Raw genomic sequence first — 9,958 nt, forward strand, 5'->3', positions numbered from 1 at the left:
AAAACAGGATAAAGTTATTTTTGAAGCAATTCAAAAGGAGTACAACCGTCAAAACGGAAATATTGAATTAATTGCATCTGAGAATTTTGTATCTGAAGCTGTTATGGAAGCACAAGGTTCAGTTTTAACAAATAAATATGCAGAAGGATATCCTGGTCGCCGTTACTATGGTGGTTGTGAGTATGTAGATGTAACTGAAACTGTTGCAATCGACCGTGCTAAAGCATTATTTGGTGCTGAACATGTAAATGTGCAACCTCATTCAGGTTCTCAAGCCAATATGGCTGTATACCTAGTAGCTATTGAAATGGGAGATACTGTTTTAGGAATGAACTTAAGTCATGGAGGTCATTTAACACATGGCTCACCAGTGAATTTCAGTGGTAAATTCTATAATTTCGTTGAATATGGTGTAGATAAAGAAACTGAACGTATTAATTATGACGAAGTACGTCGATTAGCTTTAGAACATAAACCAAAATTAATTGTCGCTGGAGCTTCTGCATATTCAAGAACGATTGACTTCAAAAAGTTTAAAGAGATTGCGGACGAAGTTGGCGCTAAATTAATGGTAGATATGGCACATATTGCTGGATTAGTAGCAGCTGGTTTACATCCTAACCCTGTGGAATATGCTGATTTTGTTACGACTACGACACATAAAACTTTACGTGGACCTCGTGGGGGTATGATTTTATGTAAAGAAGAGTATAAGAAAGACATAGATAAGACAATCTTCCCTGGCATTCAAGGTGGACCTTTAGAACACGTAATTGCTGCTAAAGCAGTGGCATTTGGAGAAGCATTGCATAGCGACTTTAAAGTTTATCAACAACAAGTCATTAAAAATGCTCAAGCTTTGGCTCAAACTTTAATAGATGAAGGGTTTAGAGTTGTCTCAGGTGGCACAGATAACCATTTAGTAGCTGTTGATGTCAAAGGTTCTATTAATATTACTGGTAAAGTAGCAGAAGAAACACTTGATAAAGTCGGTATTACTTGTAATAAGAATACGATTCCATTTGATCAAGAAAAGCCATTTGTTACAAGTGGTATTAGACTTGGAACACCTGCAGCAACAACACGTGGTTTCGATGAATCAGCATTTGAGGAAGTAGCAAGAATCATTAGCTTAGCTTTAAAACATACAGATGATGAAGCTAAACTCAATGAAGCTAAAGAAAGAGTACACGCCCTTACTTCAAAATATCCACTATATGAATAATAGATAAACACATTGGAGGAATATGAAAATGAGTAAAGTACATGTTTTTGATCATCCGTTAATTCAACACAAATTAAGCTATATTAGAGACGCTCATACTGGTACAAAAGAATTCAGAGAGCTTGTAGATGAAGTAGGCATGTTGATGGCTTATGAAGTAACTAGAGATTTAGAGTTACAAGATGTTGAAATTCAAACACCTGTAACCAAAATGACAGCTAAGCGCTTAGCAGGTAAAAAATTGGCTGTTGTACCTATTTTGAGAGCAGGTTTAGGAATGACTGATGGCGTATTAAGCTTAGTTCCTGCTGCAAGAGTAGGGCATATTGGCTTGTACAGAGACCCAGAAACACTTAAAGCTGTAGAGTACTTTGCCAAATTACCTCAAGATATCGATGAGAGACAAATTATTGTTGTTGATCCAATGTTAGCAACAGGCGCTTCAGCTATAGAAGCCATTTCATCATTAAAACAACGTGGTGCGAAAAGTATTCGTTTTATGTGCTTAATCGCTGCACCAGAAGGTGTTGAAAAGATGCAAGAAGCACATCCAGATGTTGACATTTATATCGCAGCACTTGATGAAAAGCTAAATGATAAAGCATACATTACACCTGGTTTAGGTGATGCTGGTGATAGATTGTTTGGTACTAAATAATAGATTCGGAGATAGATATTTTTGAAGAAAAAAATTATGACCATTTTCGGAACAAGACCTGAAGCTATTAAGATGGCACCACTTGTAAAAGCATTAGAAAAAGATCCTGAGTTGGAGCCTATAGTTGTTGTTACAGCACAACATAGAGAAATGCTTGATTCAGTTTTGAAGACGTTTAATATCGTTCCTCATCATGATTTAAATATCATGAAAACAGGGCAAACATTGTCTGGTATTACATCGAAATCGATGGTTCAACTTGAGGACATAATTAAATCTGAAGTGCCAGATATGGTTCTTGTACACGGTGATACAGTCACTACATTCTCAGGAGCACTTGCTGCATTTTATAATCAAACACCAATCGCTCATGTTGAAGCTGGTTTAAGAAGTTACGATAAGTATTCTCCATTTCCTGAGGAGATGAACAGACAAATGGTTGGGGTAATGGCAGACTTGCATTTTGCCCCAACTCTTAATGCAGCAACGAATTTAATTAATGAAGGTAAGGCTTCTGACAAAGTAGTTGTCACAGGTAATACAGCTATTGATGCAATGGATTATACAATTGATGATCAGTATACATCTCAAATTATTGATAAACATAGAAATAAAAAGTTTATTCTACTTACTGCACACAGAAGAGAAAATATTGGTCAACCAATGAAAAATGTGTTTAAAGCAGTGAAAAGGTTAATTGAGGATTACGATGATTTAGCTTTAGTATATCCTGTACACATGAATCCTAAAGTAAGGGAATTAGCTGAAACATACTTAGGCAATCATGAACGCATAGAACTCATTGAACCGTTAGATGTTGTTGATTTTCATAATTTTGCGAAACATGCATATCTTATTATGACAGATTCAGGTGGTATTCAAGAAGAAGCGCCATCATTGCATAAACCAGTCCTTGTGCTTAGAGAGACGACTGAACGACCTGAAGGGGTAGAGGCAGGCACCTTGAAAGTTGTGGGTACCGATGAGCAACAAGTTTATAACACAACGAAACAATTATTAGATAATGATATTGTTTATAACAAAATGAGCCAAGCAATGAATCCATATGGAGACGGCAAAGCTAGTTTAAGAATTGTGGAGCATATCAAATTCTACTTTGGCTTATTAGATAAAAAACCTAATCATTTTAAATAACGAAAAAATTGCATTGACATATTTTGTGAATATTTTGTGACGAAAATGTCTTAAAATTTAACAAGACTTTGAATGGAATTGACACCGTACAATAGCCTGTATTATCATTTAGATTGTATGAGTGGAACGGTTTACATGATTGGTATAAGACACTCGGAGGCATATAAATGAGTCGTTTCTACATCATTTTCAAACAATATATCCAATATTATCTCTATCTCTTGATAATACTTGGGATATTGTATCTAATTGTACCCCGCCCTTTTATTTTAGGTTTATTGATAGGTGCATGTGGTTCTTTGGTTAATACATACATCTTTGAAAGCTATTTAGCAAAGGCTAAAGAGAAAGATGCTATACATATATCAACGGGCAATATTTGGAGATATTTAGTAGCAATCATTGCGTGTTTGTTATGGTTTTTCTTTAAGAATCACATTAATATCATAGGTGTATTAATTGGTTTAATGATTTCTTATATTGTAATCATATTGCGCCCTCTACTTAAAAGGGAGTAAAAATTTAATATGAAAGAGGTGAGTTTATGGATCACAAATCCCCACTCGTCAGTTGGAACGTGTTTGGATTCGATATCGTCTTTGACATGGCCAGTGTTATGATGGTAGTTATTACAGCGATTTTGGTTTTCATCATAGCTATAATATGTACACGTAATCTTAAAAAACGACCAACTGGAAAGCAAAACTTCATTGAATGGGTATTTGATTTTGTAAGAGGTATCATTGAAAGTAATATGGCTTGGAAAAAAGGTGGTCACTTCCACTTCTTAGCAGTGACATTAATTCTGTTCATCTTTGTAGCCAATATGCTTGGTTTACCATTCGCTATTGTTACTAACGATCATTATCTGTGGTGGAAATCACCGACAGCTGATGCAACGGTAACTCTTACTTTATCTACAACTATGATTTTACTAACGCATTTTTATGGTATTAAAATGCGTGGACCTAAAGCATATGCAGCTGGATACTTTAAACCTTTCTGGCCACTTGCAATCATTAATGTATTTGAAGAATTTACATCTACATTAACGTTAGGTTTACGACTTTATGGGAATATCTTTGCTGGTGAATTACTACTAAGTTTACTAGCAGGACTATTTTTCGAACATCTATCATGGGGCTGGATTATTAGTATTCCAGGTTTAATCGTTTGGCAGGCTTTCTCAATCTTTGTTGGCACAATCCAAGCGTATATCTTCATTATGCTTTCAATGGTTTATATGTCACATAAAGTGGCAGATGGACACTAAATTAATTTAATAATTATATACAATTCTTAGGAGGAAAATTTATTATGAATTTAATCGCAGCGGCAATCGCAATTGGTTTATCAGCATTAGGTGCAGGTATCGGTAACGGTCTTATCGTATCTAGAACAGTTGAAGGTGTAGCACGTCAACCAGAAGCACGTGGTCAATTAATGGGTATCATGTTCATTGGTGTTGGTTTAGTTGAGGCTTTACCTATCATCGGTGTTGTAATTGCGTTCATGACATTTGCTGGATAAGACATATTAAGGCGAAGTCTGTTACAAGACTATCGCCGTTCGTTTTGTTTTTTATAGCTTAGTGATTATATCGACGAAAGGAGTGTCATGAGCCCGTGACTGCAACAGCTAATACATTCGTTCTAGGTGCAGGTGTACAATGGGGAACAATGCTTGTAACTATAGCTACATTCGTAGTACTACTTGCACTATTAAAGAAATTTGCTTGGGGTCCATTAAAAGAAGTAATGGACAAACGTGAGCGTGATATCAATAAAGATATCGACGATGCTGAACAAGCTAAAGTTAACGCTCAAAAACTTGAAGAAGAAAATAGAAAGACACTTAAAGAGACTCAAGATGAAGTTCAAAAAATCTTAGACGATGCTAAGATTCAAGCTCGTAAGCAACATGAAGAAATTATTCATGAAGCAAACGTAAGAGCTAACGGCATGATTGAAACTGCTCAAAGTGAAATTAACAGTCAAAAAGAACGTGCGCTTGCTGATATCAACAATCAAGTATCTGAACTATCAGTATTAATCGCATCTAAAGTTCTTAGAAAAGAAATTTCAGAGCAAGATCAAAAAGCATTAGTTGAAAAGTATTTAAAAGAGGCAGGGGATAAATAATGGTAAAGGTAGCAAAAAAATATGCCAAAGCATTATTTGATGTCTCTAACGATACAAATCAATTAGATGTAGTATATGAAGATTTAGAAACGATTAGTCATTCATCTTTTGACTACATTAAAAGTTTAAAAGCGATTGATAGTAACCCTTCATTAACAGCAAATGAACGTAAAACGTTCGTTAATGAGGTTTATAGCGGTGCAAATGAATATGTTGTTAACACGCTAAAAGTTTTAGCAGATAACCGTCATTTATCATATATTGAAGATGTGTTTAGAGGTTTTCAAAGCTTATATAATGCACACTACAATCAAGACTTTGCAATTGTAGAGTCAACTTATGAATTAAGTGAAGATGAATTATCAAGAATCGAACAATTAATTAAGAATCAAACACATTTATCTAGAGTAATTGTAAGCACTAAAATCAATCCAGACTTAATCGGTGGATTTAGAGTGAAGGTCGGTACAACTGTGATGGACGGTAGTGTTAAAAATGACCTTGTTCAATTACAAAGAAAATTTGAAAGAGCTAACTAATATTTAAAGAGGAGTGACATAGATGGCCATAAAAGCTGAAGAAATCAGTGCATTACTTCGCTCACAGATTGAAAATTATGAGTCTGAAATGTCCGTAACTGATGTCGGTACTGTACTTCAAATTGGTGATGGTATTGCATTAATTCACGGATTAAACGACGTTATGGCTGGTGAGCTAGTAGAATTCCACAACGGCGTGCTAGGTTTAGCGCAAAACCTTGAAGAGTCTAATGTTGGTGTGGTTATTTTAGGACCATACAACGAAATTAGTGAAGGTGACGAAGTTAAACGTACAGGTCGTATTATGGAAGTACCAGTAGGAGACGAATTAATCGGAAGAGTCGTTAATCCACTTGGTCAACCTATTGATGGGCAAGGTCCTATTAATTCAACTAAAACACGTCCAGTTGAGAAAAAAGCAACTGGTGTTATGGATCGTAAATCAGTTGATCAACCATTACAAACTGGTATTAAAGCAATCGATGCATTAGTACCAATTGGTCGCGGTCAACGTGAGTTAATTATTGGTGACCGTCAAACTGGTAAAACAACTGTTGCTATCGACTCAATTCTTAACCAAAAAGACCAAGATACGATTTGTATCTATGTTGCAATTGGTCAAAAAGATTCAACAGTTCGTGCAAATGTAGAAAAATTAAGACAAGCCGGAGCTTTAGATTACACAATCGTTGTATCAGCTTCAGCAGCTGATCCAGCTCCATTACTATATATTGCACCTTATGCTGGTGTAACTATGGGTGAAGAGTTCATGTTTAATGGTAAACATGTTCTTATCGTATATGATGATTTAACTAAACAAGCAGCAGCTTACCGTGAATTATCATTACTATTACGTAGACCTCCAGGTCGTGAAGCGTACCCAGGTGATGTATTCTACTTACATAGTAGATTATTAGAAAGAGCAGCAAAACTTAACGATGAGTTAGGTGGCGGTTCGATTACAGCATTACCAATTATCGAAACACAAGCTGGTGACATTTCAGCGTATGTACCAACTAACGTTATTTCAATTACTGATGGACAAATCTTCTTACAATCAGACTTATTCTTCTCTGGTGTAAGACCAGCTATTAACGCTGGACAATCAGTATCTCGTGTTGGTGGTTCAGCTCAAATCAAAGCTATGAAAAAAGTAGCCGGAACGTTACGTTTAGATTTAGCTTCTTACCGTGAGTTAGAATCATTCGCACAATTTGGTTCTGATTTAGATGAATTTACTGCACAAAAATTAGAACGTGGTAAACGTACTGTAGAAGTTCTAAAACAAGACCAAAACCATCCTCTACCTGTTGAATATCAAGTGTTAATTATTTATGCATTAACAAAAGGTTATTTAGACGATATTCCTGTGGAAGATATTACTCGATTTGAAGATGAATTAAACCACTGGGCAGATGCGAACGCAACTGAATTATTAAGTGAAATCAGAGAAACTGGTGCTTTACCAGATGCTGATAAATTTGATTCTGCTATTACAGAATTCAAAAAAAGTTTTAATAAATCAGAACAATAATTCTACCTAAATAGAATGTAACTGCGAAATTGAGAGTACATTTAAAACGTCACTTCATTTTGAAAGTTTAAAGTGAAGCGTTAATACTCTAAATAATAAGGTGGTGAGATAATGGGCTCTCTAAAAGAGATAGATAATCGAATAAAATCGACAAAAAAGATGAAACAAATTACTAAGGCCATGAACATGGTATCTAGTTCTAAATTACGTAGAGCTGAGAAAAATACTAAACAGTTCAGACCTTACATGGAAAAAATGCAAGATGCTATTACTGCAGTAGCAGGTGCAAATAGTTCCTCAAATCATCCTATGCTTAAACCAAGAGATGTTAAACGTAGTGGTTATTTAATTATTACGAGTGATAAAGGTTTAGCAGGAGCATATAGTACGAACGTATTAAAAAGCTTAGTGAATGATATTAAATCTAAACACAAAGATAACAGTGAATACAGTATTATCGTTTTAGGTCAACAAGGTGTAGATTTCTTTAACAATAGAGGTTATGAAATCGAAAGTTCTTTAGTAGATTTACCAGATCAACCTTCATTTAAATCAGTTCAAGCGATTGCTAAACATGCGATTGATTTATATAGTGAAGAAAATATTGACGAATTAACTATTTACTATAGTCACTATGTGAGTGTTTTAGAAAATAAACCAACAACAAAACAAGTTTTACCATTATCTCAAGAAGATTCTAGCCAAGGTCATGGTCAAATGTCATCTTATGAATTTGAACCAGATAAAGAATCTATTTTAAGCGTTATTCTACCGCAATACGTTGAAAGCTTAATCTACGGTACTATCCTAGATGCTAAAGCTAGTGAGCATGCTTCTCGTATGACTGCAATGAAAAATGCTTCTGATAATGCGACTGAACTTATTGATGATCTATCATTAGAATACAATAGAGCGAGACAAGCAGCGATCACTCAACAAATTACTGAAATTGTTGGTGGTTCAGCAGCTCTTGAATAATATTAAAAGGAGGAAATCAACATGGGAATTGGCCGTGTAACTCAAGTTATGGGTCCAGTAATCGATGTTCGTTTTGAACATAATGAAGTTCCTGATATTAACAATGCCCTACACATCGAAGTTCCTAAAGAAGATGGCACGCTTCATTTAACTCTTGAAGTTGCTCTTCAATTAGGTGATGATGTTGTACGTACAATCGCTATGGACTCAACTGACGGCGTTCAAAGAGGTATGGAAGTTAAAAATACAGGTAAAGATATCAGTGTACCTGTTGGTGATGCAACTTTAGGAAGAGTATTTAACGTATTAGGAGAAACAATCGATTTAGACGAAAAAATTGATGATTCAGTACGTCGCGATCCTATTCATAGACAAGCACCTGGCTTCGATGAATTATCTACTAAAGTAGAAATCTTAGAAACTGGTATTAAAGTAGTAGACTTATTAGCACCTTACATCAAAGGTGGTAAAATTGGATTATTCGGTGGTGCCGGAGTTGGTAAAACAGTTTTAATCCAAGAATTAATCAATAACATCGCTCAAGAGCACGGTGGTATTTCTGTATTCGCCGGTGTAGGTGAACGTACACGTGAAGGTAACGACCTTTATTATGAAATGAGCGACAGTGGTGTAATTAAGAAAACAGCGATGGTATTCGGTCAAATGAACGAGCCACCAGGTGCACGTATGCGTGTAGCATTATCAGGTTTAACAATGGCAGAATACTTCCGTGATGAAGAAGGTCAAGACGTGTTATTATTCATTGATAACATCTTCAGATTTACTCAAGCTGGTTCTGAGGTATCTGCATTATTAGGACGTATGCCTTCAGCCGTTGGTTACCAACCAACACTTGCTACTGAAATGGGTCAATTACAAGAACGTATTAGTTCAACTAATAAAGGTTCTGTAACATCTATCCAAGCAGTATTCGTACCAGCCGATGACTACACTGACCCTGCGCCAGCTACAACTTTCGCTCACTTAGATGCAACAACTAACTTAGAGCGTAAATTAACTGAGATGGGTATCTATCCAGCGGTAGATCCATTGGCTTCAACTTCAAGAGCTTTAGAACCATCAATCGTTGGTCAAGAACATTACGATGTAGCGCGTGAAGTTCAATCTACATTACAAAAATACAGAGAATTACAAGATATCATTGCTATTCTTGGTATGGATGAATTATCTGATGAAGATAAACAAACTGTAGAACGTGCACGTAGAATTCAATTCTTCTTATCACAAAACTTCCACGTAGCTGAACAATTCACTGGTCAAAAAGGTTCTTATGTACCTGTAAAAATGACAGTATCTGATTTCAGAGATATTTTAGATGGTAAATATGACCATATTCCAGAAGATGCTTTCCGTTTATTAGGTAGTATGGAAGACGTAATTGAAAAAGCCAAAGATATGGGTGTTGAAGTCTAATAATTAGGAGGTATGGATAATGAATACATTAAGCCTAAATATTGTCACTCCTAATGGTTCTGTCTACGATCGTGAAGATGTAGAACTAGCTGTATTACAAACGACAGCTGGTGAAATGGGTATCATGAGTGGACACATTCCAACAGTTGCCGCATTAAAAACTGGCTATGTTAAAGTTAACTTTCACAATGGTAATGAATATGTAGCAGTTAGTGATGGTTTTGTTGAAGTTAGACAACATAAATTATCAATTATCGTCCAAACAGCAGAAGCTGCTAACGAAATCGATGTTGA

At 35.6% G+C, this 9,958-nt stretch carries 12 protein-coding genes; all 12 read left to right on the forward strand.

The genetic code is table 11. The features are described from left to right. Nucleotides 1-1,225: serine hydroxymethyltransferase (gene glyA / locus HMPREF3264_RS05840; protein WP_083327792.1), on the forward strand; the 1,225-nt coding region annotated here is incomplete at its 5' end. Between the two features lie 28 nt (nt 1,226-1,253). After that, complete coding sequence (upp, locus tag HMPREF3264_RS05845) at nt 1,254-1,883, forward strand: uracil phosphoribosyltransferase (protein ID WP_037541861.1); 630 nt, start codon at nt 1,254-1,256, stop codon at nt 1,881-1,883. 36 nt (nt 1,884-1,919) lie between these two features. Continuing rightward, nucleotides 1,920-3,038: a non-hydrolyzing UDP-N-acetylglucosamine 2-epimerase gene (gene wecB, locus HMPREF3264_RS05850; protein ID WP_070872454.1), complete on the forward strand. Its 1,119-nt coding sequence runs from the start codon at nt 1,920-1,922 to the stop codon at nt 3,036-3,038. A gap of 167 nt (nt 3,039-3,205) precedes the next feature. Then, complete coding sequence (locus HMPREF3264_RS05855; protein WP_070830005.1) at nt 3,206-3,556, forward strand: ATP synthase subunit I; 351 nt, start codon at nt 3,206-3,208, stop codon at nt 3,554-3,556. Between the two features lie 26 nt (nt 3,557-3,582). Then, nucleotides 3,583-4,311 carry a F0F1 ATP synthase subunit A gene (atpB, locus tag HMPREF3264_RS05860; protein ID WP_002445576.1) on the forward strand — a complete coding sequence of 243 codons (729 nt, stop codon included), beginning with the start codon at nt 3,583-3,585 and terminating at the stop codon, nt 4,309-4,311. Nucleotides 4,312-4,355: 44 nt separating this feature from the next. Beyond that, complete coding sequence (gene atpE, locus HMPREF3264_RS05865; RefSeq protein ID WP_001048816.1) at nt 4,356-4,568, forward strand: F0F1 ATP synthase subunit C; 213 nt, start codon at nt 4,356-4,358, stop codon at nt 4,566-4,568. Nucleotides 4,569-4,663: 95 nt separating this feature from the next. After that, entirely contained in the window at nt 4,664-5,179 is a 516-nt protein-coding gene (locus HMPREF3264_RS05870; protein ID WP_002445575.1) for a F0F1 ATP synthase subunit B, read from the forward strand. Next, on the forward strand, nt 5,179-5,718 hold the full coding sequence (locus tag HMPREF3264_RS05875) for a F0F1 ATP synthase subunit delta (protein WP_070872408.1): 540 nt from the start codon (nt 5,179-5,181) through the stop codon (nt 5,716-5,718). The genes HMPREF3264_RS05870 and HMPREF3264_RS05875 overlap by 1 nt, the downstream gene beginning before the upstream one ends. 22 nt (nt 5,719-5,740) lie before the next feature. Continuing rightward, the gene (gene atpA / locus HMPREF3264_RS05880) at nt 5,741-7,252 is read left to right on the forward strand and encodes a F0F1 ATP synthase subunit alpha (protein WP_002445571.1); all 1,512 of its coding nucleotides are present in this window, start codon (nt 5,741-5,743) and stop codon (nt 7,250-7,252) included. A 111-nt stretch (nt 7,253-7,363) separates the two neighbouring features. Then, complete coding sequence (gene atpG / locus HMPREF3264_RS05885; protein WP_070830008.1) at nt 7,364-8,230, forward strand: ATP synthase F1 subunit gamma; 867 nt, start codon at nt 7,364-7,366, stop codon at nt 8,228-8,230. 21 nt (nt 8,231-8,251) lie between these two features. After that, nucleotides 8,252-9,664 (forward strand): F0F1 ATP synthase subunit beta, encoded by a 1,413-nt coding sequence (gene atpD, locus HMPREF3264_RS05890; RefSeq protein ID WP_070872411.1) that lies wholly within the window; start codon nt 8,252-8,254, stop codon nt 9,662-9,664. A 19-nt stretch (nt 9,665-9,683) separates the two neighbouring features. After that, nucleotides 9,684-9,958 (forward strand): ATP synthase F1 subunit epsilon (gene atpC / locus HMPREF3264_RS05895; protein ID WP_070872413.1); only part of this gene is annotated, 275 nt, incomplete at its 3' end.

Source organism: Staphylococcus sp. HMSC62A08, from assembly GCF_001839105.1.
In the GTDB taxonomy this organism is placed as follows: Bacteria; Bacillota; Bacilli; order Staphylococcales; family Staphylococcaceae; genus Staphylococcus; species Staphylococcus caprae.